Annotated in this window: 22 protein-coding genes and 1 pseudogene; 9 read left to right on the plus strand and 14 right to left on the minus strand. The window is 60.3% G+C overall.

The genetic code is table 11. The annotated features are described in order from the left end of the window. Positions 1-7 precede the first annotated feature (7 nt). Positions 8-2,119, plus strand: a complete 2,112-nt coding sequence (locus tag ACA067_RS24910; RefSeq protein ID WP_497458944.1) for a TonB-dependent receptor — start codon at positions 8-10, stop codon at positions 2,117-2,119. Between the two features lie 46 nt (positions 2,120-2,165). Here the strand turns inward: ACA067_RS24910 and ACA067_RS24915 are convergent. The 4 genes and pseudogenes from ACA067_RS24915 to ACA067_RS24930 all read right to left on the minus strand — a co-directional run. Next, positions 2,166-2,264 (minus strand): annotated as a pseudogene (locus tag ACA067_RS24915) (N-acetyltransferase); the annotation flags it as partial. Positions 2,265-2,279: 15 nt separating this feature from the next. After that, the gene (locus ACA067_RS24920; RefSeq protein WP_339502313.1) at positions 2,280-2,822 is read right to left on the minus strand and encodes a DUF2937 family protein; all 543 of its coding nucleotides are present in this window, start codon (positions 2,820-2,822) and stop codon (positions 2,280-2,282) included. Positions 2,823-2,834: 12 nt separating this feature from the next. Further along, entirely contained in the window at positions 2,835-3,611 is a 777-nt protein-coding gene (locus tag ACA067_RS24925; RefSeq protein ID WP_497458945.1) for a class II glutamine amidotransferase, read from the minus strand. A 32-nt stretch (positions 3,612-3,643) separates the two neighbouring features. Further along, positions 3,644-4,141: an MFS transporter gene (locus tag ACA067_RS24930; protein ID WP_497458946.1), complete on the minus strand. Its 498-nt coding sequence runs from the start codon at positions 4,139-4,141 to the stop codon at positions 3,644-3,646. Positions 4,142-4,345: 204 nt separating this feature from the next. On the opposite strand from ACA067_RS24930, the gene ACA067_RS24935 reads away from it, so the two are divergent. Beyond that, the gene (locus tag ACA067_RS24935; protein ID WP_497458947.1) at positions 4,346-6,400 is read left to right on the plus strand and encodes a S9 family peptidase; all 2,055 of its coding nucleotides are present in this window, start codon (positions 4,346-4,348) and stop codon (positions 6,398-6,400) included. A gap of 57 nt (positions 6,401-6,457) precedes the next feature. On the opposite strand, the gene ACA067_RS24940 is transcribed toward ACA067_RS24935, so the two are convergent. Continuing rightward, positions 6,458-6,748, minus strand: coding sequence for a hypothetical protein (locus ACA067_RS24940; protein WP_497458948.1), 291 nt, complete (start codon positions 6,746-6,748; stop codon positions 6,458-6,460). A gap of 97 nt (positions 6,749-6,845) precedes the next feature. Between ACA067_RS24940 and ACA067_RS24945 the strand changes: the two genes are divergently transcribed. The 4 genes from ACA067_RS24945 to ACA067_RS24960 all read left to right on the plus strand — a co-directional run bounded on the left by ACA067_RS24945 (position 6,846) and on the right by ACA067_RS24960 (position 9,342). Then, positions 6,846-7,532 carry a spermidine synthase gene (locus tag ACA067_RS24945; RefSeq protein ID WP_497458949.1) on the plus strand — a complete coding sequence of 229 codons (687 nt, stop codon included), beginning with the start codon at positions 6,846-6,848 and terminating at the stop codon, positions 7,530-7,532. Positions 7,533-7,580: 48 nt separating this feature from the next. Then, entirely contained in the window at positions 7,581-7,952 is a 372-nt protein-coding gene (locus ACA067_RS24950; RefSeq protein ID WP_497458950.1) for a YajD family HNH nuclease, read from the plus strand. A gap of 449 nt (positions 7,953-8,401) precedes the next feature. Then, the gene (locus ACA067_RS24955; RefSeq protein ID WP_128872026.1) at positions 8,402-8,872 is read left to right on the plus strand and encodes an RNA methyltransferase; all 471 of its coding nucleotides are present in this window, start codon (positions 8,402-8,404) and stop codon (positions 8,870-8,872) included. Between the two features lie 92 nt (positions 8,873-8,964). Then, positions 8,965-9,342: a YgaP family membrane protein gene (locus ACA067_RS24960; protein ID WP_150766669.1), complete on the plus strand. Its 378-nt coding sequence runs from the start codon at positions 8,965-8,967 to the stop codon at positions 9,340-9,342. Between the two features lie 142 nt (positions 9,343-9,484). Here ACA067_RS24960 and ACA067_RS24965 read toward each other — a convergent pair whose 3' ends face one another. Together ACA067_RS24965 and ACA067_RS24970 are read right to left on the minus strand one after the other, a co-directional pair. Beyond that, complete coding sequence (locus tag ACA067_RS24965) at positions 9,485-10,714, minus strand: hypothetical protein (RefSeq protein ID WP_497458951.1); 1,230 nt, start codon at positions 10,712-10,714, stop codon at positions 9,485-9,487. Positions 10,715-10,734: 20 nt separating this feature from the next. Then, positions 10,735-11,184 carry a YcgN family cysteine cluster protein gene (locus ACA067_RS24970; RefSeq protein ID WP_497438201.1) on the minus strand — a complete coding sequence of 150 codons (450 nt, stop codon included), beginning with the start codon at positions 11,182-11,184 and terminating at the stop codon, positions 10,735-10,737. 280 nt (positions 11,185-11,464) lie between these two features. Here ACA067_RS24970 and ACA067_RS24975 point away from each other — a divergent pair, with 280 nt between their 5' ends. Next, the gene (locus tag ACA067_RS24975) at positions 11,465-12,058 is read left to right on the plus strand and encodes a nitroreductase family protein (RefSeq protein WP_497458952.1); all 594 of its coding nucleotides are present in this window, start codon (positions 11,465-11,467) and stop codon (positions 12,056-12,058) included. A 90-nt stretch (positions 12,059-12,148) separates the two neighbouring features. Here the strand turns inward: ACA067_RS24975 and ACA067_RS24980 are convergent, their stop codons facing one another. The 6 genes from ACA067_RS24980 to ACA067_RS25005 form a co-directional block, all read right to left on the minus strand. Then, positions 12,149-13,081 (minus strand): D-2-hydroxyacid dehydrogenase, encoded by a 933-nt coding sequence (locus ACA067_RS24980; RefSeq protein ID WP_497458953.1) that lies wholly within the window; start codon positions 13,079-13,081, stop codon positions 12,149-12,151. A gap of 134 nt (positions 13,082-13,215) precedes the next feature. Continuing rightward, complete coding sequence (locus tag ACA067_RS24985; protein WP_307327718.1) at positions 13,216-13,509, minus strand: YcgL domain-containing protein; 294 nt, start codon at positions 13,507-13,509, stop codon at positions 13,216-13,218. Further along, complete coding sequence (rnd, locus tag ACA067_RS24990) at positions 13,506-14,639, minus strand: ribonuclease D (protein ID WP_497458954.1); 1,134 nt, start codon at positions 14,637-14,639, stop codon at positions 13,506-13,508. The genes ACA067_RS24985 and rnd overlap by 4 nt, the downstream gene beginning before the upstream one ends. Before the next feature lie 123 nt (positions 14,640-14,762). Then, positions 14,763-15,425: a class I SAM-dependent methyltransferase gene (locus tag ACA067_RS24995; protein WP_497458955.1), complete on the minus strand. Its 663-nt coding sequence runs from the start codon at positions 15,423-15,425 to the stop codon at positions 14,763-14,765. A 73-nt stretch (positions 15,426-15,498) separates the two neighbouring features. Beyond that, the gene (locus ACA067_RS25000; RefSeq protein ID WP_497458956.1) at positions 15,499-17,148 is read right to left on the minus strand and encodes a phosphoethanolamine transferase; all 1,650 of its coding nucleotides are present in this window, start codon (positions 17,146-17,148) and stop codon (positions 15,499-15,501) included. 179 nt (positions 17,149-17,327) lie between these two features. After that, entirely contained in the window at positions 17,328-18,710 is a 1,383-nt protein-coding gene (locus ACA067_RS25005) for a glutamine synthetase family protein (RefSeq protein ID WP_497458957.1), read from the minus strand. Positions 18,711-19,255: 545 nt separating this feature from the next. Between ACA067_RS25005 and ACA067_RS25010 the strand changes: the two genes are divergently transcribed. Together ACA067_RS25010 and ACA067_RS25015 are read left to right on the plus strand one after the other, a co-directional pair. Continuing rightward, complete coding sequence (locus tag ACA067_RS25010; protein ID WP_497458958.1) at positions 19,256-20,440, plus strand: cyanate transporter; 1,185 nt, start codon at positions 19,256-19,258, stop codon at positions 20,438-20,440. 272 nt (positions 20,441-20,712) lie between these two features. Next, positions 20,713-21,648, plus strand: a complete 936-nt coding sequence (locus ACA067_RS25015; protein ID WP_497458959.1) for a LysR family transcriptional regulator — start codon at positions 20,713-20,715, stop codon at positions 21,646-21,648. Positions 21,649-21,651: 3 nt separating this feature from the next. Here ACA067_RS25015 and ACA067_RS25020 read toward each other — a convergent pair whose 3' ends face one another. Next, the gene (locus ACA067_RS25020) at positions 21,652-22,017 is read right to left on the minus strand and encodes a 5-carboxymethyl-2-hydroxymuconate Delta-isomerase (protein WP_497458960.1); all 366 of its coding nucleotides are present in this window, start codon (positions 22,015-22,017) and stop codon (positions 21,652-21,654) included. Between the last annotated feature and the right edge of the window lie 48 nt (positions 22,018-22,065).

The following is a 22,065-nucleotide window of genomic DNA, read 5'->3' on the forward strand; positions in this document are numbered from 1 at the left end:
CCACGTCATGATCCGAACCAAACTCTCCCTGCTGATCCCGCTGCTTGGTACCTTCAGCGCCCAGACCTGGGCCGAGGATACCGAACAGCAGCCCGGTATCTTGAACATGCAAGCCACCGTCGTCTCCGCTACTCGCAGCGAAGCGAGCATTGCTTCGATTCCGGGCTCGGTCCAGGTGATCGACGAACAGCAGGTCCGTGAGCAGAGCGGCGCGGGTCGCCGGGTCTCCGACATCCTCGGGCAATTGGTCCCCGGCCTTGCGCCGTCCAGCGGCGGGATGAGTAACTTCGGTCAGACTCTGCGCGGGCGTAACATGCTGGTGTTGATCGACGGCGTATCGCAGAACGCCACGCGCGACAACTACCGCCAGCTCAACAGCATCGCCCCGGCCAGCATCGAACGCATCGAAGTGATTTCCGGCGCCAGCAGCATCTACGGTGCCGGTGCTTCAGGCGGCATCATCAACATCATCACCAAGCGCAATCAGGGCCAGGACATTGCCTACAGCAGCAAACTGGGCCTGACCAGCGGTAACAACCTCAACCGCAAAGGTTTCGCCTACGAAGCCTTCCAGAGTGCGACGGGGCGCAAGGATGCCGTGGACTGGTACGTCTCCGCCGACCTGACCCAGCGTAACGATCAGTACGATGGCAACGGCAACCGCATCCCTCAAGACACTTCCCAGGGCAGCAACATGGATACCGAAACCTATGACCTGCAAGGTCGTTTCGGTTACGAACTGGATGCCGACAAAAAACTCAGCCTGTCGCTGCAGGACTACAAGGACCAGCAGGACACTGGCTACACAAAAGACCCGCGAAACCTGCAGCAAGCCGTGGCAGTCAAAGGGCTGAAACTCGACGACCAACCCTATACCCATAACCAGGCGGTCAACCTCAACTACACCGACAAGGACTTCTACGGTCAGGGCCTGCAACTGGAAAGCTACTGGCGCCGCGCCGATGCATTGTTCTTTCCGGACTTGTCGCGAGGCAGGGCCGGGATCTCAGACAACAACAGTGTGCAAGATGTCTACGGCCTGCGCGCGGCCATCGACACGCCACTGCCGGCGATCGGGAGCGCCACGGGTAATCTGGTCTGGGGCGCCGACTATGATAATGAGCGCTCCCGCCAACGGGGTGATCAATACACGCTCAATGGCCTGAACTACACCAAGACCGGCACCACCTACGAGCTGGGCCCGGACATCGAAACCACCACTAAATCGCTGTTCGGGCAGATGTCCTGGGACATCGGTGACTGGACCTTGCGTGGCGGTGTGCGCCGTGAATGGATCGAAAGCGACGTCTCCGACAGTATCGCCTATGGACAGATCGTCCAGACCGGCGTACGCGCAACGCTGCCCGGTGACACCCTCAAGTACGATGCCACCCTGTACAACCTGGGGGCGGTCTACCACCTGAGTGAAAACCAGGATGTCTTCGCCAATTACAGCCAGGGGTTTTCGCTGCCGGATATCCAGCGCTTCATGCGTGATGTCAGCAGCACCTTCGACATTCAGAGTCTCAACGCCCAGGCCATCAAGGTCGACAGTTACGAGTTGGGCTGGCGCGGTAACTGGAGCCAGTGGCAGGCCGATGTGACGGCGTATGAAAACACTTCGGACGTGACGCAGTTCTACGATGCCAATGATCGCGTATTGCGCCTGATCAATCAGAAAGAGCGGGTTCGCGGCATTGAAAGCAGTCTGACCTTTAATGCGACCGATCAATGGTCGTTCGGCGGCACGTATGCCTGGGCCAAAGGTGAAACCGAACAAAACGGCAAATGGGTCGACCTGCCGGCGACACGCATTTCACCCGCAAAAACCACGCTGTTCGCCGGCTACGCCAAGGATGACTACACCCTGCGTCTGCAAGGCATGCGCCTGGCCAATTACGATGCTGCCGCCAAGGACAATAACGGGCGTGATATCAACGGCTATACGCTAGTGGATTTACTGGGTTCGGTGCAGTTGCCAGTCGGTCGTCTTGAAGGCGGGGTGTATAACGTCGCCGACCGCACGTACCAAAACCTGTTCACCCAGGCCAACGCCCGAGCGCCTTACGCGAATGCCCAGGGCCGGACGTTTAGCATGAGCTACGCGGTAGACTGGTAAAAAAAACCGTTACACTTAAGGCCGGTCAGTTAAGCGTCGCACTGAACCTGTGGCGAGGGAGCTTGCTCCCGCTGGACTGCGCAGCAGGCCCATTTTTTGGGGCCGCTTCGCTGCCCAGCGGGAGCAAGCTCCCTCGCCACAGAGATCGAGTGGGGACTGGTTACAATCCCCGCACATCCCGATCTTCAATCGGCCGGCTCTGGCGCAGGCGTTTGCCGCCCAGCACCACCCAGTCGATCAGCCGGAACAGGCATTCAATGCCAAAGGACAGCAGCAGCGCGCCGCTCATGCCCCAGATCATCGCTTCCGGCGTCAGCAGGATCTGGTAGCTGTAGCCATTCCAGGTCTCCTTGCGAATATCCGGATCGGCCGCCAGGACCACTTGCAGGAAGCGGATATACCACGGCCCCTGCATGGCCTGGAACTGTTTATCGAGGGCCTGTCGACGGGTCAGCAGGGTGTTGAGGCTATCGGCATCGCTGCGAAAGATCGGGTCTTCGCTGGCGCGGTAATGGGCCACCAACGCCTGCATGTCACCCTTGAAGAACTGATTGGCAGTCCCCTGGAAACCGCTCAGCCCGGTCTGCGCTTCGATCAGATGGGCCTCGACCCGCTTGGCGTAATCGCTGATGAACCCTGGCACCTGGACACCGATCAACAGGCCCGCCGCAAACAACACCAGCCGTAGATAACTGAGCAACATGGTTGCGTGTCCTTATTCAGTTTTGCCCTGGCTGACGCATTCACCGCGCCGCCACAGGCTCCATTGGCCCGGTTCGTAGCGGGTCCAGGTTTCGTTTTCGGTCAAGGGTTCGGTGGCAATCACCGTGACCACGTCGTTGGGCGTGGTTTCGGCCTGGAAGTCGACGATCACATCGACATCCTTCAAGCGCGCCGGGCCAAACGGTGCGCGGCGGGTGATCTGCGCCAGTTTGGTCGAGCAATAGCAGAACAGCCAGTCGCCGTCGCTGAGCAAGCAATTGAACACCCCTTTGCTGCGGTATTCGGCGCAGGCGGCCACCAGGTCCGGCAGCAGTTCTTCGACTTCCACCGGTTCCGGGAAGGCGGCACGCACCCGATTGAGCACATCGCAGAACGCCGCTTCGCTGTCGGTATCGCCGACCGGGCGATAAAAACTGGTGATGGGTTGAAAGTCCGCCAGTTGACCGTTATGGGCGAAACACCAGTTGCGCCCCCACAACTCGCGCACGAACGGATGGGTGTTGGACAGGCAGACCTTGCCGACGTTGGCCTGGCGGATGTGCCCGATCACCACTTCGCTCTTGATCGGATAGCGTTGCACCAGGTTCGCGACTTCCGATTCGCTGCTCGCTGCCGGGTCCTGGAACAATCGCAGGCCTCGGCCTTCATAGAAGGCGATGCCCCAACCGTCGCGGTGCGGACCGGTGCGGCCGCCGCGCTGCATCAGCCCGGTGAAGCTGAACACGATATCGGTCGGGACATTGGCGCTCATGCCCAATAACTCACACATGTTCTGACTCTCGATTTAATGCAGGGGCAAGGTTACAACCGCGGTTCGACCCGCAAACGCTGGGGGTTGCTCGGCACCGGCGGGCGACCGTAACGATCATCGCCGGCACCGCCGAATGGCTGATCTTCTTCAGGTGCGTCGGCCCTGGTCGCGGCCTGGGCGGCGGCAGCCTGTTCCTTGCGAGCGTTGGAGGCGCGCTCGATCATGAAACGGATCGCCACGAACACCAGGTAGAGGCCGAACGCGAGAATGCCGTACATGAACAGGTCGGAAATCGCTCGCCAGGCGTTGTTGCCGACCTTGAACAACAGATCCAGGGCCGTGATGGCGATGGCCGGGGCGACCTTTTCCTTCACCGGGTCGATGATGGTCGGGCTGAACAGCAACACGACAACCAGCAGCCGCAGTGGCTCACGCAGCCAGCGCCACATCCAGCGGGTCATGCGCATCCACACTAACAGGCAGCCTAAAGCGGCGAAGGCGTAGAGGCCCCAAGCGATCAGATAGTCGTTCTCGGTCATGGTGTCCATGGCAAGGCAGGCAAAGAGGCGCTTATAGTAACGACTTTTCGCCCATCAGGCTTGTCCCTGTCGCAATCCATGTGGGAGCGAGCCTGCTCGCGAAAGCGGTGCATCAGTCGATATAGATATTTGATGTGCCGACCCCTTTCGCGAGCAGGCTCGCTCCCACAAGGTTGCCAAAACCCTATTCCGCACATTGCACGAGAGCCCTTCATGCCCCTATCCGCCAACGTTTCCAACGCCCCGATCGCCCACAAGGCCGAAGGCGATGACCCGTATGCCTGGCTCCAGGAGCGCGACACCGACGCGGTGCTCGACTACCTGAAAGCGGAAAACAGCTATCAAGAGGCGCAAACCGCCGATCAGGCCGGGCTGCGCGAAACCCTGTTCGAAGAGATCAAGGCCCGGATTCTCGAAACCGACCTGTCGCTGCCCTCCCCTTGGGGCCCGTACCTGTATTACACGCGCACCACGGCGGGTGACGAATACGCCCGTCACTACCGCTGCCCACGCCCGGCCGACGACAGCCTGCAACTCGACGAAAGCCAGGAGCAACTGCTGCTGGACCCGAACGAACTGGCCAAGGGTGGCTTCTTTTCCATGGGTGCGTTCAGTATCAGCCCGGACCACCAACGCCTGGCCTACAGCATCGACTCCACGGGTGACGAGGTTTACACGCTGTTCGTGAAGGAATTGTCCAATGGGCGTGTCAGCGAACTGGAATTCCAGGACTGCGACGGCAGCATGACCTGGGCCAACGACAGCCTGACGCTGTTCTTCGGCGAACTGGACGACACCCACCGCCCGCACAAACTGTTGCGCTATCGACTGGATGGCACGGCGGCTGAAGAAGTGTTCCATGAGACGGACGGTCGATTCTTCATGCACTGCTACCGGTCCAGTTCCGAGCAGCAATTGCTGCTGTCCGTGGGCAGCAAGACGACCAGCGAAGTCTGGGTACTCGACGCGTTCCAGCCGCAGCAGGCCTTTACCTGCGTAGCGTCACGGGTTGAAGATCATGAATACGATGTCGACCACGGTGTGCTCGACGGCGAATGGAGCTGGTTCATTCGCACCAATCGCGACGGCATCAACTTTGCCTTGTACACGGCCGTCGATACCGGCGTCGCGCCGATCGAAGCCGACTGGCAGAACCTGATTCCCCATAGCGACAGCACGATGATCGAAGGCATGAGCCTGAACGCCGGGGCCATGACCCTGAGCTTGCGCGAGGGTGGCTTGCCGATCATCGAAGTCTATCCGCAAGACCTGCCGAGCTACCGCGTGCAACTGCCGGATGCGGCCTACAGCCTTCATGTGCAGAACAGCCTGGAGTTCGTCAGCGACAGGATTCGCCTGCGCTACGAAGCGTTGAACCGTCCGGCGCAAATCCGTCAGCTGGGGCTGGCCACCGGCGAGCAGAAAGTCCTCAAGCAAACCCCGGTGCTGGGCCCGTTCGATGCCGATGCCTACGTCAGCCAGCGTCTGTGGGCGACGGCGCCCGACGGTACGAAAGTGCCGATCAGCCTCGTCGTCAAACGCGAAGCCCTCGGTAAGCCGATACCGCTTTATCTGTACGGTTACGGCGCGTATGGCGAAAGTCTCGACCCGTGGTTCTCCCATGCGCGCCTGAGTCTGCTGGATCGCGGCGTGGCGTTTGCCATCGCTCACGTGCGTGGCGGCGGTGAATTGGGCGAAGCCTGGTATCGCGCCGGCAAGCAGGAACACAAGCACAACACCTTCAGCGACTTCATCGCCTGCGCCGAGCACTTGATCGATAATGGCTTCACCACATCGAAACAACTGGCAATCAGTGGCGGCAGCGCTGGCGGATTGCTGATCGGCGCTGTACTCAACATGCGCCCGGAGCTGTTTGGTGCCGCGATTGCCGAGGTGCCGTTCGTCGACGTGCTCAACACCATGCTCGACCCGGACCTGCCGTTGACCGTCACCGAGTATGACGAGTGGGGCAATCCGCAAGAGCCGGACGTCCATGCGCGGATCAAGGCCTATGCCCCGTACGAAAACGTCACCGCCCAGGCGTATCCCGCGACCCTGGTGATCGCCGGCTACAACGATAGCCGCGTGCAGTACTGGGAAGCGGCCAAGTGGGTGGCAAAGTTGCGTGCGACCAAAACCGATGCCAACCCATTACTGCTTAAGACCGAACTGGGCGCCGGGCATGGCGGGATGAGCGGTCGTTACCAGGGATTGCGTGACGTCGCACTCGAATATGCATTCGTTTTCAAGGTCCTGGGCATTGCCTGAGGAACCTGGCGCGGTGGCCTGGTCTCAGGACCTGGTCGACGGCCAATGGCGCTCGCCTTAACCGCCCGGCGACTTGATCTTCGTGCCGTTCTGCTCAAGCCCCGGCAAGGTCTGGTCCTTGGGCGGGTTGGGCATTTCGATCGGCGGCAACAGCGGCGGCCCGCCACTGCCGGAGCCGGCCTTGGGCACGCTGATCGGAGTGATCTGCGGGTAGGGCGTCGGCGTCGCGGTTCCCGGCGAACCGGGCAACGGCCCCGGGCTGGTGGGAATGGTGGGTTGTTCCTGGGCCTGCACTGCAGTTATCGAGAGCGCGGCCAGGGCAATGACCGTTAGAATGGTGCGCTTCATCAATGGCTCCGTTGGCCTTGTAGTCTGTTTGCAGGCTACTCCCAACCGCCGCTGTTTGCCTGCCCCTGATTGCCGATTTCCCATCAAGAGTGCCCCAATGAAACGTTTCGTTCTGCTCGACACCACCCCGATTCCTGAAAATGGCGGTGCCTTGTGCCTGTTCGAATACGGTGAGGATTTCGTCATCAAGATCCAGGGTGGCGATGGCGGGCAGTTGATGAACACGCGCATGCACGGTTCCGAAGATGCCTTGGCGCAGATCCCGTGCCGCAAGGTGGCCGGGCGGCCGAATTCGCGGGTGTTGATCGGTGGTCTGGGCATGGGCTTCACCCTCGCCTCGGCGCTCAAGCATTTGGGCAAGACGGCTGAAGTGGTGGTCGCCGAACTGGTGCCCGGCGTCGTGGAATGGAACCGTGGACCGCTGGGCGAGAAAGCCGGCAAACCGCTGCTCGACCCGCGCACGGTGATCCGCATGGAAGACGTGGCGAAGGTGCTGCAAGCCGAGCCACAGGGCTTCGATGCGATCATGCTCGACGTCGACAACGGCCCCGAAGGCCTGACCCAGAAAGCCAACAGCTGGCTCTACTCCGCAGGAGGCCTGAGCGCCTGCGCCAAGGCCCTGCGCCCCAAAGGCGTGCTGGCGGTGTGGTCGGCCAGTGCTGACCGGCAGTTTTCCGACAAGCTGAAAAAGGCCGGCTTCAAGGCCGAAGAAGTGCAAGTCTTCGCCCACGGCACCAAAGGCACCCGCCACACCATCTGGATTGCCGAGAAGCTCAAGGGCTGAGCTAAACTGACCTCATAACCGTCATTAGTCTTTTTACAAGGTGAACCCATGAGTTCGTCCACCCCAACCAATACTTCGAAGCTGGACCGCATCCTCGCCGACAACCAGCGCGACAAGGAAATGGGTTACCGCGACAAGGCCCTGAAGATGTACCCGCACGTGTGCGGCCGCTGCGCCCGCGAGTTCTCTGGCAAGCGCCTGAGCGAACTGACCGTGCACCACCGCGACCACAACCACGACAACAACCCGCAGGACGGCTCGAACTGGGAATTGTTGTGCCTGTATTGTCACGACAATGAACACTCACGGTACACCGACCAGCAATACTTTGGTGAAGGCTCGCTGAGTTCACCGAAGATCGCCAAGGCGACGCATAACCCGTTTGCGGCGTTGGCCGGGCTGTTGAAGAAAGACGAGTAATCTTCAGCGTCCCAACTGGCCCCTTCGCGAGCAAGCTCGCTCCCACAGTGATTTGGGGGTGATCACAATTTTGTATCCGCCGCAGAACCCTGTGGGAGCGAGCTTGCTCGCGATAGCAATAGCCCAAACCCCACAGTGATTGGCGGTGATCACAACTTTGTATCCGCCGCAGAACCCTGTGGGAGCGAGCTTGCTCGCGATAGCAATAGCCCAAACCCCACAGTGATTGGCGGTGATCACAACTTTGTATCCGCCGCAGAACCCTGTGGGAGCGAGCTTGCTCGCGATAGCAATAGCCCAAACCCCACAGTGATTGGCGGTGATCACAACTTTGTATCCGCCGCAGAACCCTCGCGAAGGGGCCGGTTCAGGCACCACAAGTCCCCAAACCGGACACCCCTCCCCCAATCCCCGTATAATCGCGCTTTTTCCCCGAAGGCACCCCGCTCGTGGCAGACAAACGGTACAGCTGCATTGGTTTGTATAACCCCAAATCACCGGAAAACGTCGGTTCGGTGATGCGCGCCGCCGGCTGTTATGGCGCCGCATCCGTGTTCTACACCGGCAAGCGTTATGAACGAGCCGCCGACTTCGTCACCGACACCAAGCGTGTGCACTACGACATTCCGCTGATCGGCATCGACGACCTGAAGAAAATCCTTCCCCTGGGCTGCGTCCCGGTCGCGGTGGAACTGGTCGAAGGCGCCCGTTCGCTGCCGGAATACACCCACCCGGATCGCGCGCTGTACATCTTCGGCCCGGAAGACGGCTCGCTGGATCAAGAGATTCGCGACTGGTGCGAAGACGTGGTTTACATCCCGACCACCGGTTGCATGAACCTGGCGGCCACCGTCAACGTCGTGCTGTACGACCGCATGGCCAAGGGCCTCAACACCCGCTCGGGGCCGAAATTCCGCTGAACCGCTGCACATCCGATGGAACAAGCCGCCCGCCTCGGCAGTCAGCTTAATTATCTATTCTTGAAGCAGCCCATCCAGCCAGGAGACAGATCATGAGCGAACTCACACGCGTAGAGCGCATCGAGTCCACCCCGTTCCAGACTCATTCCGACCAGAACGTTCAGGGCTGGGAGCGCATCGGCTCCGTGGCCGGTGGCGTGGTGATGGTCAGCAAGGGCCTGCGTCGCGGCGGCGTGTTCGGGTTGATTCAAGTGGCGATCGGCGGCGTGGCGCTGGCTCGCGGGATTACCGGGCACAGTTCGGTCAAGAGCCTGTTGGAGAAAAGCCGCCAGGACATGAATAACGTGCGGGCGAAGATCGAACGTGCCGGGGAAGAATTGGGGCGGTTGAAGGCGAATGCCGAAGCGGCGACCAAGACGGCTACCGTGACGGGAAATGATTCTTTGAAGTCGCCTAAGACCGGGGTCTGATCCGGAAGATGTTGCGAGGCTTATGGCCTCTTCGCTGGCAAGCCAGCTCCTACAGGGTTCGGCGGTGCACACATAATTTGTGATCACCGCAAGTTCTGTGGGAGCGGGCTTGTCGGATCGCCGCACCGCAGCGAAGGCGGTGTTACTGAAGCAACTCGGTATCAAGGACCTTGGAGGATTCGCCAATCACGCTCTCGGCGAGCTGAACAAATTCCTTGGTATCCACACTTTCCAGACGCATCGCCCCACGCAACACATCATCCAGCGAACGCTTGTTGCGGGTCTGAAGACGAATTTCGCGATCCAGCTCCTGTAGCAACAACACCGATTTCGACACCTGTGCCGGGTTGACGTGTTCGCCACGCAATGTCGTGACCTTCTGGCTGTCCTTGACCAGCTTGCCGTGCAAACTCTCATAGCGCTCATCACTCATGCCACCCGCTCGGCGCACGAGTTCGATCGCGTAATACTCTGCAAACCCTTCGCTGATCCAGTCACTGCGCTGCTGGTCGTTGATCCGGCCAAATACCTGGGCCAGTTCGCGTACCACCGCGCTGGTGCCGCTTTCGCTGACCAGCGGCAGACGGCTGTTCAAATAGATGGATTCGCGCGCTGCCAGGCTGCCGCGCCACATCGGGTCATTGGCGCCGACGATCAGCAGCTTGGCGGGATGACGCGGGAACACCGCCTGCACGTGCGGCCAGACAAAGGTCAGCAGCGCCAGCACGTCCATGCGACGCATGCCCTGGCCTTGGGGCGAAGCGACGGTGACTTCGGTTTCCCCCAACCGTGTGCGACGGCTGCCAAGGTGGCCAGCGAGCATCCAGCCCGTGGGCCGGTCGAACAAGCGGGAGACGTTATCGATACGAAATTTGTTCTTGCCAATCCGCGGCCAGGCGGTTTCGACGCTTTTCCAGCCACTGGGCAATTCGAATTCCAGGCGTGAAACCAGTTCGATGCCGTCCTGCTGATCGAGTCGGGCGGCAGGCACCAGATCGTCGCCGCGCATCAGTGCCCAGGTCGGAGTCATGCGAGTGTCGAAGCTGCCGCTCTTGCGGCCGTGGCTGACGCGTACGCGGTAGGTCAGGCTGGCCTTGTCGGTGGCGGGCTGCCAGACACCGCGCACCGGCTTGCCCGGCGTGAGTTGCCATTGGCCGTCGGCCTTGAAGTCGCTGTAGCGGCTGCCATCGCCCAGATCGAAATCCAGACTGCGTACCGCCGAGCCCCGGGCCAGGGTCAGGCGCACTTCGGCCTGATCGCTTTGCGGCAACAGGCGCACGTGATAATCCAGATCGACCTTCTTCGCCGCCCACACGGACGAGCTCAAGGCCAGCAGTCCGACGGCCAACGCCAGGCGCAATCCCACAGCCATACACACTCCTTGGTGAAACCTTAACCCGCCCGGAAAATCAGATGGTCTTCCCAATCCTCTTCGGCCACGCTGCCTTCGGCGAGCATGCGCCCGGATTGTGAAATTCGTTCGTGGTGCACGGCGTCGCGATCACCGCACACCAAGTGATGCCAAAGCGGCAGGTCCTTGCCCTCGCTGACCAGTCGATAACCGCAGGTCGGCGGCAGCCATTTGAACTCGTCGGCCTTGCCTGGCGTGAGCTGGATGCAGTCCGGCACGAAGTCGCGACGGTTGGGGTAATCGGTGCATTGGCAGGTTTTCAGGTCCAGCAGCTTGCAGGCGATGCGCGTGTAATAGACCGAGTTATCGTCTTCATCTTCGAGCTTTTGCAGGCAGCACAGGCCACAGCCGTCGCACAGCGATTCCCATTCCTGTGGATCGAGTTGATCGAGGGTTTTGCGTATCCAGAACGGTTCGACTTTGGCGGCCATGGTTCAAGCATCAACATCAAGGTGGTGAAAAGGCCGCCAGTCTAGTGCCAAGGCCCTTATGGGCCAAGCATTGGCGACTGCCGGTCGACAGGGCTTGTCAGTTTTTGCGCCGCCCAGTAGCTTTGCCAGTCGCAAGGAGCCAGACCCGCGTGCCATTAACGCTCGACCGCGTTGCATTCAGGCGAACTGCCCAGGCTCAAGAAAAACCTCAACGCTCAGCTCAACTGCGGCCGCAGGTTTCAAACGACCCTCACCTCCAACCGTAGCAAGGAATTTCTTGATGAGCGCTAATCCTCGTGTTGCCGACTACGCCATTCACCCTCAATTCACCGATCGTTGGTCGCCCCGCGCCTTCACCGGCGAAACCATTCCTGTCGAGACCCTGCTGAGCTTCTTCGAAGCCGCACGCTGGGCGCCATCGGCCTACAACTCGCAACCCTGGCGGTTCCTCTACGCGCGTCGCGACACGCCGAACTGGGAGCGTTACCTGGGCCTGCTGAACGAGTTCAACCGCAGCTGGGCACAACACGCCTCGGCGCTGGTGATCGTGGTCTCGAAAACCACCTTCGCGGTGCCTGGTGCCACCGAAGAAACCCCGGCCTTGTGGCACACCTTCGACACCGGTTCGGCCTGGGGCCATCTGGCGCTGCAAGCGAGCATCAGCGGCTGGCACACCCACGGCATGGCCGGTTTCGATCAGGAACTGACCCGCAAGGCGCTGAACATTCCCGAGGGCTACGCGCTGCATGCGGCGGTGGCGATCGGCAAGCTGGGGGACAAGTCGACCCTGGCGGACTACCTGCAAGCGCGCGAAGAGCCAAGCCCGCGCCGTCCGCTGAGCGAATTGGCCGCCGAGGGTGATTTCACCCTCTAAAAGCAAAAGATCGCAGCCTTCGGCAGCTCCTACAGGTGTTCACATGCCCCTGTAGGAGCTGCCGCAGGCTGCGATCTTTTCGGCTGCGCCTCAATACCCGCGACTGAAATCCACTTCCCCGCGCAACGCCTCACCCGCCTCATACGCCCGCAGGTTCTCGACAAACAACTTCACCATCATCGATGGCGAGGTTGGCGCCGAACTATGCCCGGTCAACAGCAGGCCCCAGGCGGTCCAGAACGGGTGACGTTGCGGCAACGGCTCCTGACGGCAGACGTCGATCACGGCGCCTGACAGATGCCCTTCCTTCAAGGCTGCCACCAGATCCGCATCGACCACCGCCACGCCACGTCCCACGTTGATGAACAAGCCGGTCGGCTTGAACTGCTTGAACAGCGCCGCGTCGTACAGGTCATGGGTATTCGGCGTGTTCGGCAACAGATTGATCACGTAATCCACTTCACCGACCAGACGCGGCAAATCGGCCAGCGCGCCTACTTCGACAAACGGCGCCTGCTCGCGTGCTTCGCTGGCGATGCCATACAGCTCGACGCCAAATGGCAGCAGAAACTGCGCCACGGTCTGGCCGATGTCACCGGTGCCGACGATCAACACCTTGCGCCCTGCCAGGCTGTGCCCCTGGCGGCTGTCCCACTTGCGCTCGACCTGGCTGACCAGTCGCGGCAGCACTTCGCGCTCGTGGCCGAGCATGTAGGTGAGCACGTATTCGGCCATGACCTGGCCAAAAATCCCCACCGCCCGGGTCAGGCGATAATGCCGTGGCAAGCCGTCGGCCAACAGCGGTGTAATGCCCGCCCAGGTCGATTGCAGCCATTGTGGCTTGTGGCCCTGGCGCAGCAGGGTCGCCAGCAGATCCGGCTGGCCCAGCCAGACCGGGCAATCGGCGGCCTGGCTGGCCAGTTCGGCGGAATCGCCGCTGGTCAGCACTTCCAGGTCGGGCGCTGCCTCACGCAGCAGTTGGGCGTACACAGGGTGGTCGTGTTCAGCAATCAGAACGCGCATGGTTCAAACCTTTCGAAAACAGTGCAGACGACCGCCGATGAAGTAACGCTCCATCGCCCTGGCCGTCGCCAAATTCAATTCCAGTGATTCAAGAGACGGCTCTTCACAGAAGCTCTGAACAGATGCTCTGCCGATCACATCGGGTCGTTGCGTCGCAGCAATTCTTCCGGCAAATGTTCGATGTATTCGTCCTCGGCCGGTGGCATTTGCAGGTGATAACCCTGCTTGTCGAGGTTTTCCAGGACCAGGGTGATGTCTTCGCGCGACAGTTTGCGCTCGGGGCTCAGCACCAGGTCGAAGGCGTGATGCGGTTTGCCGAAAGCAGCCATCAGGCTTTCCGGGACGCGTTCCAGTGCATCGCTTTTGAGCACGTAGAGGTACATCTCGTTTTTCTTCAGGCTTCGGTAGATGGAGCAAATACGTTTCAAGGCTGTTCTCCGGCGGTGGCCAGGCTGTCGAGCAGCGCCTGGCCCATTAATTCGCGGCGCCAGCCACGCAGCGAATCAGGCAGTTGGTAAGGACCATTGGGGAAACCGCTCTTGAGCAGCGCTTCCAGGGTTTTCTTGCGCAGCATCAGTTCCGGCGCAATGTTCAGGCGCTCGGCTTCGGCCTGGCCGATCGCCCGCAGCTGTTTGACCAGCGCGGCGGCCTCCACCGGTAAAGGCTCCGGCACGGCAGGCGGCCATTGATCCGGCGACACACTGCCAGAGCGCTTGATCAGATCAAGCAGGAATTCGCCGTCCTGACGCACGGTACGCGGGTGCATGTCTTCGATTTTCGCCAGCGCGCCAAGGTTGTCCGGCTGAGTCCGCGCCAGCGGCCACAAGGAGTGCTCACGGACAATGCGATTGCGCGGCAGATCACGGGCACGGGCCTCGCGCTCACGCCAGGCGCAGAGCTCACGCAATACGGCGAGTTGGGCACGGGACAGCTTCCAGGCCAGCTTGGCGTCGCGATAGACCTCGTACGGGTCGATTTCGCGGCGCAGGTTAGCCACCAGCTCCGCACCGTCTTCCAGGACCCAGGCGTACTTGTCGTCAGAAAGCTTCGGACGCAACTGTACGAAAACTTCCGCCAGGTGCACGGCATCTTCAGCGGCGTAGCTGATCTGGGTGTCGGAAAGCGGGCGTTGCAGCCAGTCGGAACGGGTCTCGCCCTTGGGCAGGTCGATGCCGAGCACTTCCTGCACCAGCCGCGAATACCCCATGGAGAAACCCAGGTTCAGGTAAGCGGCGGCCAGTTGAGTGTCGAACAGCGTCGCTGGCAGGCTGCCGGTCAGGCGCAGCAGGACCTCGAGGTCTTCGCTGCACGCATGGACGACTTTGACCACGGCCGGGTTTTCCAGCAACGCGGCCAGCGGCTGCCAGTTGTCGATGGTCAGCGGGTCAATCAGGTAAGCGCGTACGCCATCGCCGATCTGCAGTAGGCCTGCGATCGGATAAAAGGTGTCGACCCGCATGAATTCGGTGTCGAGGGCAACGAACGGCAGCTGCTGCCACTCGGCACAAAACCGACCGAGGCTATCGTTGTCGCGAATCCAGTGAATATCGATGGCCACACGGCTCTCCCTTGAAGAATGGCGCGCAGTATATATCGCCGCAGGCGATTTCCACGCATCCACTGAACAAGAGCTTTAGCGAAAATACCCGCCAATTAGCAAGAATTGTCTGACAAAGGGAGGTTATCTGGTCTTACGCAGCACATAGACCCGCATACGTGCGCAACCGGGCAGGAAATCCTGATGGCTGAGCAAGCGTAATCCCGCCTGCCTGAATTCGGCTTCAACCTCGGCCTTGCCAGGCAACTGCCGGGGCTGTGCCACCTCTGCGCCGGAGCACCGCAGTTTGAAATGCGCATCAATTCGTACCGCCACTATCACGGTATCGCGGCTGACCCGGTGGAACTCCTTGAGCATGGCCAACCGATGCTCGGTACTGTCGATGTGTTGAAACAGTTGCATGCAAAAAATGCAATCGACCGCGTTCGCCGACAAATCGATGGTGAAGGCTGAACTCTGAAAGGTCTTGATCCGCTCGAGCAGGTTCTGCGGATGGTGGGTCTGGGCGTGATCGAGCATGTCCTGGGATGGATCCGACGCGAGGATCACCCGGTTTGCATGCTCGGCCAATACCGGCCAGAAGCGCCCGGCACCGCAGGCCACATCGAGGATCAGGCCCGGCTCGCCGGCCACCTTGAGTGCGCTGCGCACCAACTGCTCGTCGCGCCAGAACGTCAAACGCCGCCCCAGGCCATGCGGTCGCGACTGAAGGCAGACGCGGGCATGTTCCCGGTCGTAGCGCCGGGCGAACTCCAGTTCAATGGCGGAGGGGGGTTGCGCGGGCATGTGCAATGACTCTAGTAGGAATATGAACCCGCCGCAGCTTAGCGGCGGGAGCGTGAAAAAAAGGTCGAAGCCTTCATTCTTTGGCCAGCACACCGTCGATCACGGCACCGCGGCAACCGGCGAACATATCCAGATCCTGGTTGTAGACCTTGCTGTTGACCTCCAGCAGACCGAGCATCGAATGGAACAGGTTGTCCTGGCTCAAGGGCTTCTCACGGCTCAGTTGCAGGCAGTGGGTGTCCACCGAGAACGATTTTTGATAGCTGTCGGAGAACCAGGCGAGCATCGCGACATGCTTCTGTTGTTCCGGCGCCAGCAGGTAAGGCGTGCCGTGGAGGAACAGGTTGTATTCACCCAGGGACTCGCCGTGATCCGACAGGTACAGCATGGCGGTATCGACTTTGTCCTGATTGCTGCGCAACAGATCGATCAGGGTCGACAGCACGTGGTCGGTGTACACCAGGGTGTTGTCGTAGGCGTTAACGATACTTTCGCGACTGCAATTGTTCAGCGCGTTGCTGTCGCAGACCGGGGTAAAGCGTTCGTACTCTTTCGGGTAGCGCTTGAAATATTCCGGACCGTGACTGCCCATCTGATGCAACACCAGCACCGTATCCTTATCCAGGGTATCGATGAAGTGCTGCAGGCCCTGCAGCAGAATTTCATCACGGCATTCACTGTTGGCGCACAGCACCGGGTCCTTGAGGTTGCTGACGTCGTCGAGGGTGACCCGATCGCAGGTGCCTTTGCAGCCCGATTGGTTATCGCGCCAGATCACGTCAAGGCCCGCGCGCTTGAGTACATCCAGCAAGCTCTCTTCGTTTTTCGCCTTGCCGGCGTTGTAATCCTTGCGGCCCATGTTGGAGAACATGCACGGCACCGATACGGCTGTTTCCGTGCCGCAGGAATGCACATCGGTGAAGGCGATCAGGCCGGCCTCTTTATCCAGTTTTGGCGTGGTGTTGCGGTCATAGCCGAGGATGCCGAAATTCTCGGCCCGGGCACTTTCGCCCACCACCAGTACGGTCAAGGATTTACGGGCATGGGTTTGCCAGGCCGGGTTTCTCTCGGCGTCTTCACCTACTTTGACAAAAGGCTGCCGCGCAGAGACCACTTGTTCGCGCAAGTAGCTGGCCGTGGCACCGATGTAGTTACTTGGCACCACCATCAAGCGTAACTCATGGTGATTGCGAAATAACGAAGACAAGCCCTGGTAGTTGATCAACGCAACGCCGCCCACAACAGCGACCGAAGCGACACACACCAGCACTTTACTTAACAGTTCACGGTGCCAGCGACGATAACTGATCGGTGTCATCCACAACAACCACGACGGGAGAATGCCCAGCAACAGAATATAAACAAGTAGTTTTATCGAGAGTAAGTCGCGTACTTCCGTCGCATTGGTCTGTGCAAAGTTGCGCAGCATGCCGATGTCGATCAGCACGCCATATTGACTCATGAAGTAGGCCACGCCGGCACTGACCATGAAGATCAGCGTCAGCACCGGTTTCATCACGCCCCGGAAAGCCAGCAGGGTCAGCACAAGGTTAAACGCGCCGAGGATCATCACCCCGAAAGCCACGCGCACGACCAGGCCTTTGCCGTCAGACGCGGTGATTGCAAACAGGTGTTGCCAGAGCACTGGATTGAACGCCGTTAATAACAAGGCGCTGGCAATCAGTGTCACCCACTCGGGGGGCACGGCTTTAATCTTCAACATGATGATCGGCTGTTCCTGAAAAGAAGTGCCGTCGGTCAATGTGAAAATTTCATTGACCGCGACAGCACAAACTTTAAGCAGCCAACCATCAATTTTTTGTGAAAAAGAAGCCAACGATTAGTTGGCTCCGGGTACTAGTTCATAACTTTTAATTTATTTGAGAATGGTTCAGGTTCTGTTCAGGCTTGATTCAAATACCAGCGCCAGTCCTGCTCACCGACTTCACCCATGAACTGTCGGTATTCGGCACGCTTCACCGCCAGATAAACGCCAAGAAACTCAGCGCCGAACGCCTCCCGCGCCCAGCTCGACCCTTCCAGCGCCCGCAAGGTGGTCAGCCAGTCGGTGGGCAACAGTTGCGTGGCCTGGGCGTAACCATTGCCCTCCACCGGTGCGCCCGGGTCGAGTTGTTCGCGAATGCCGCGATGGATACCGGCCAGGATCGCCGCCGCCGCCAGATACGGGTTGGCGTCGGCGCCGCAGATACGATGCTCGATATGCCGCGAGAACGCCGGCCCGCCGGGCACACGCAAGCTCACGGTGCGATTGTCCACGCCCCAGGTAACCGCCAATGGCGCGTAGCTGTTGGTCTGGAAACGGCGGTAAGAGTTGGCGTTGGGACAGAACAGCAACAACGAATCGAGCAAAGTGCCGAGCATCCCCGCAACTGCCTGTTTCAGCAGCGGGGTGCCATCCGGGGCTTCGCTGGCGAACAGGTTGTTGCCGTCCTTGTCCGCCAGGCTGACGTGCATGTGCATTCCGGTGCCCGCCAGGTCGTCAAAGGGTTTGGCCATGAAGCACGCCGCCATGCCGTGCTTGTGTGCCACGCCCTTGACCAGCCTTTTGTAACGCACCGCTTCGTCCATCGCCTGCAAGGCGTCGGTGCGGTGTTTGAGGGTGATCTCCACCTGCCCCGGCGCGTATTCGGAAATTGCAGTGCGCGCCGGAATGCCCTGGAGTTTGCAGGCGCTGTAGAGGTCGGCCAGGAACGGTTCGATCTGCTCCAGCTCACGCAAGCCGTAGACCTGAGTCGCACGCGGACGCCCGCCATCGACATCCCGCGCCGGCTGCGGCCGACCGTTGCTGTCGCGCTGCTGATCCAGCAGGTAAAACTCCAGCTCCGCCGCCATCACCGGGTAATAACCGTCGGCCTGCAAGCCTTCGATGACTTTTGCCAGCAGATGCCGTGGATCGGCAATGGTCGCGGGCATGCCCTCTTTCGGGTGCATGCTGACCTGCACCGCCGCCGTTGGCATCAATCGCCACGGCATGCGCGTCAGACTGCCGCTGATCGGGTAGGCCCGACAATCGATATCACCCACGTCCCAGACCAGCCCTGAGTTTTCAACGTCATCGCCGTTGATGGTCAGGCCGAGAATGGTGCTCGGCAATGGCCGCCCGCTTTCGTACACCGCCAGCAACTCATCGCGGTGCAGCAACTTGCCCCGGGGCACGCCGTTGTTGTCGAGGATGAACAACTCGAACATCTCGATATCCGGGTTCTGTTCGAGAAAGGTCAGGGCTTCTTGCATGGAGGCGAAGGAGGTTGTGGCACTACTCATGGGAATTCTCTTGTATTCGCGTCAGGCAAACGCACAGGCGTCGCCATTTTGATCCAGCGCACAGCGCGGGACCTGTAAGAACTATCAACGGGAAAGGTGGGAATCCGGCGGGCGCGCGTGACGGCAATGCCACAGCGCCCAGAAGGCGAGTTCGGAAGGGAGTGCGACTGGACAAACGTCCATAGAGAAAACCGCAGCAGACAGATGAGCAGCAGCGTCACACGGGCGGTTAAGTCGTTAAATCGGGATTTGAAGAACTTTGGGTGTGGGTTGGCTAAACATTCAATGAACACTTAATAGAAGATCTTCCACACACTGCATTCCCTGTGGGAGCGGGCTTGTCGGATCGCCGCACCGCCGCGATGGCGGTTTCACATTCAACAACTATGTCGAATGACAGTCCGCTATCGCGGGCAAGCCCGCTCCCACAGGGGACTGTGTTCCGACAGAGATATTTAATTTTTAAATACTGCCCCAGACATTCTGATTTGCGGCCTCCAGCCCTCCCGCGCCTAATCGGCACCTTGTCATTCAAGGTCCGATTGATGGAAAACGTCCGCGCAACGTCCCGCCCTGCCTTCTGGCTGATGGTCGGCATCATTCTCGTCGCCCTGAACCTGCGCCCCTCCATGGCCGCCGTGGGTCCTTTGTTGTCCGCCATGCGCGGCGACATTGCGCTGAGTTTCAGCCTGGCCTCGCTGCTGACCATGCTGCCGGTTATGGCGATGGGACTGGCGATGTTCTTCGGTCTCAGGGTCAGCCAACGACTCGGGGAACAGCGCACCGTGGCGCTCTCGTTGCTGATTATCGGCGTGGCCACCGTGTCGCGTCTGTTCCTCGATTCGGCGGCCGAACTGATCCTCAGCGCCGTGCTGGCGGGTATCGGTATCGCGCTGATCCAGGCGTTGATGCCAGCGCTGATCAAGTCCCGCTTCAGCGATAACGTTTCCGTGTGCATGGGCCTTTACGTCACCTCGATCATGGGCGGTGCCGCCATCGCCGCGTCTTTTGCGCCGCTGGTGATGACCCGGACCGGCAGTTGGCGCGTGGGCCTGGCGATCTGGGCGGCGCTGGCGCTGGTGGCGTTGCTGTTCTGGTGCGGCCAGCGCGCGGGGATGCCGACGCTGGTTTCGGCGTCATCACGTAACGAACCCTTCTTCAGCAATTCCCGCGCCTGGTTGCTGGCGATCTTTTTCGGCCTCGGTACAGCGTCCTACACCTGTGTGCTGGCCTGGCTGGCGCCGTACTACGTGGAAAAGGGCTGGAGCGAACAGAACGCCGGGTTGCTCCTGGGATTCCTGACCGCCATGGAGGTGTTGTCCGGCCTGCTGACGCCGGCCATCGCCAACCGTAGCCGCGATCGGCGCCTGGTGTTGGTGGTGTTGCTCGCACTGGTCATGACCGGGTTCTGCGGACTGATTCTCGGCCCGCAACACCTGAGCCTGTTGTGGCCATGTCTGTTGGGGCTGGGCATCGGCGGGTTGTTTCCAATGAGCCTGATCGTGTCGCTGGATCACCTGGACGACCCGGAGCGTGCCGGTGGGTTGACCGCCTTCGTGCAAGGCGTCGGCTACCTGATCGCCGGCCTTTCGCCGCTGATGGCCGGGATCATCCGCGATCAATTCGGCAGCTTCGAATGGGCGTGGTGGTCACTGACCGGCGTCATGGCGCTGATGATCTTGATGGTCCTGCGCTTCGACCCACGGCATTACGCCAGACACATCCACTAATCCGGAACGGACGATTGGCGTCATGCAATCGGCACGCGGGCGCTGTTGATGTTGATGTTGATGTTGATGCCCATGCCCATGCCCATGCCCATGCCCATGCTTAGCCGACGCACGGCGCCTGTCACCGTTCAATGGCTGATGGCTTTTGGCAACCACCTCACAATTATCCGTGAAACTTCCTACAAGGCATTCTCCTGGCACCATCGTTCCGTTAGGATCTTTCGCACACGATTGCGCATGTTCAGCGCAAGGAACGCAGCGAGACGGAACGGATGCTGAACAGCAATTTGCTTAGAAAGCTCGACATGCAGGACCTCATGGTGTTTGTCGCCGTGTACGAGCAAAGCAGCGTCACCGGTGTAGCCGAGACACTCTGCGTCAGCCAGTCCACCGTGAGTTACTGCCTGAAAAAGCTGCGCACCAGTTTCGAAGACGAGCTGTTCATCAATACCCGCGCCGGTATGCGCCCCACCTACAAAGCCAGCACCATGTACACCCACGTGCTGAAAATCCTCGAAAGCATCAACCTGTGTCACGCCGGCGCCCAGACGTTCGACCCGGCCTTGCAGCTGGTCACGTTCAACATCTGTGCACCGGAGTACTTCGAGCAACTGATTTTGCCGCGCCTGCTGAAACGCTTCGATTTCGCCGACCTGCCGGTGATGATCAACATGCACAAATTAGAAAGCGACATCCCGGCCGAAGCACTGCGCGATGGCAGCCTGGACTTGGTGATTGGCTTCGGCCCCAATTTCCATCGCAGCCACAGCGACCTCAAATCCCGGGTATTGCTGGAGGATGACCTGGTCTGTGTCTTCGATAAGCGCGCCACACCGCTGGAGCCGCGTCTAAGCCTGCAAGCCTTCGTCGCGCGCCGGCATGTGTTCCCGACACCCTGGACATCCAACACCAACATGGTCGACGGCTGGCTGGCGCAGCAGGCGCAAAAAAGGCAGATCGTCGCGCGCGCCAACAGCTACAGCGCGGCGCTGAAACTGATCATCGGCACCGACTGCATCGTGACCTTGCCCCGACGCATCCAGCAATTGCTGGCCAGCGAGGCGATCTTCAAGCGTTGCGAAGCGCCCAACGGCCTGCCGGGGTTCACCCTCGGCATGCAGTGGAGTCAAAGTGCCGATCAGGACAGCGCCAATACCTGGTTGCGCGAGCAAGTGGCCCAGGCCTGCATCGAGCAGGAAAAGGCCTGACACTCAGTGACCGATGGCGATCTTGGTGTAGGACTCGCGATCGATGTCGAGGATTTCCACGGCCAGCTGGACTTCAACGCCCGTCGGCCACTGACACAGGTCCTGCACCACCGCCAGCAGGCTTTCCGACAACTGCTTCTTGATCTGCCCTGAGCGACCACTCAACAACGCCAGCTTCACATGCACGAACGCCCGCTCAGTCAATGCAGTACCGACCTTGAACGTCTCGACCTTCACCGCACGGCTCTTGATGTCGAATTCGGCAGCGAACTGACCGGAAGCCACCAGCGCATTGTTGAGCCGGATCAACGCCACATCGGCATTCAGCTCAGGCAGGTTGGCGGTGTATTCCATGTGCAGATGAGGCATGACGTTGCTCCTGAAAGTGGGCGGAAGGGGGTCGTACATATAACACAG

This window comes from Pseudomonas sp. LBUM1674, from assembly GCF_059695635.1.

Coding starts and splice junctions, on each gene's coding strand:
- ACA067_RS24910 (WP_497458944.1), top strand. CDS start 8: ATGATCCGAACCAAACTCTCCCTGCTGATCCCGCTGCTTGGTACCTTC.
- ACA067_RS24920 (WP_339502313.1), bottom strand. CDS start 2,822: ATGTTGCTCAGTTATCTACGGCTGGTGTTGTTTGCGGCGGGCCTGTTG.
- ACA067_RS24925 (WP_497458945.1), bottom strand. CDS start 3,611: ATGTGTGAGTTATTGGGCATGAGCGCCAATGTCCCGACCGATATCGTG.
- ACA067_RS24930 (WP_497458946.1), bottom strand. CDS start 4,141: ATGGACACCATGACCGAGAACGACTATCTGATCGCTTGGGGCCTCTAC.
- ACA067_RS24935 (WP_497458947.1), top strand. CDS start 4,346: ATGCCCCTATCCGCCAACGTTTCCAACGCCCCGATCGCCCACAAGGCC.
- ACA067_RS24940 (WP_497458948.1), bottom strand. CDS start 6,748: ATGAAGCGCACCATTCTAACGGTCATTGCCCTGGCCGCGCTCTCGATA.
- ACA067_RS24945 (WP_497458949.1), top strand. CDS start 6,846: ATGAAACGTTTCGTTCTGCTCGACACCACCCCGATTCCTGAAAATGGC.
- ACA067_RS24950 (WP_497458950.1), top strand. CDS start 7,581: ATGAGTTCGTCCACCCCAACCAATACTTCGAAGCTGGACCGCATCCTC.
- ACA067_RS24960 (WP_150766669.1), top strand. CDS start 8,965: ATGAGCGAACTCACACGCGTAGAGCGCATCGAGTCCACCCCGTTCCAG.
- ACA067_RS24965 (WP_497458951.1), bottom strand. CDS start 10,714: ATGGCTGTGGGATTGCGCCTGGCGTTGGCCGTCGGACTGCTGGCCTTG.
- ACA067_RS24970 (WP_497438201.1), bottom strand. CDS start 11,184: ATGGCCGCCAAAGTCGAACCGTTCTGGATACGCAAAACCCTCGATCAA.
- ACA067_RS24975 (WP_497458952.1), top strand. CDS start 11,465: ATGAGCGCTAATCCTCGTGTTGCCGACTACGCCATTCACCCTCAATTC.
- ACA067_RS24980 (WP_497458953.1), bottom strand. CDS start 13,081: ATGCGCGTTCTGATTGCTGAACACGACCACCCTGTGTACGCCCAACTG.
- ACA067_RS24995 (WP_497458955.1), bottom strand. CDS start 15,425: ATGCCCGCGCAACCCCCCTCCGCCATTGAACTGGAGTTCGCCCGGCGC.
- ACA067_RS25000 (WP_497458956.1), bottom strand. CDS start 17,148: ATGTTGAAGATTAAAGCCGTGCCCCCCGAGTGGGTGACACTGATTGCC.
- ACA067_RS25005 (WP_497458957.1), bottom strand. CDS start 18,710: ATGAGTAGTGCCACAACCTCCTTCGCCTCCATGCAAGAAGCCCTGACC.
- ACA067_RS25010 (WP_497458958.1), top strand. CDS start 19,256: ATGGAAAACGTCCGCGCAACGTCCCGCCCTGCCTTCTGGCTGATGGTC.
- ACA067_RS25015 (WP_497458959.1), top strand. CDS start 20,713: ATGCTGAACAGCAATTTGCTTAGAAAGCTCGACATGCAGGACCTCATG.
- ACA067_RS25020 (WP_497458960.1), bottom strand. CDS start 22,017: ATGCCTCATCTGCACATGGAATACACCGCCAACCTGCCTGAGCTGAAT.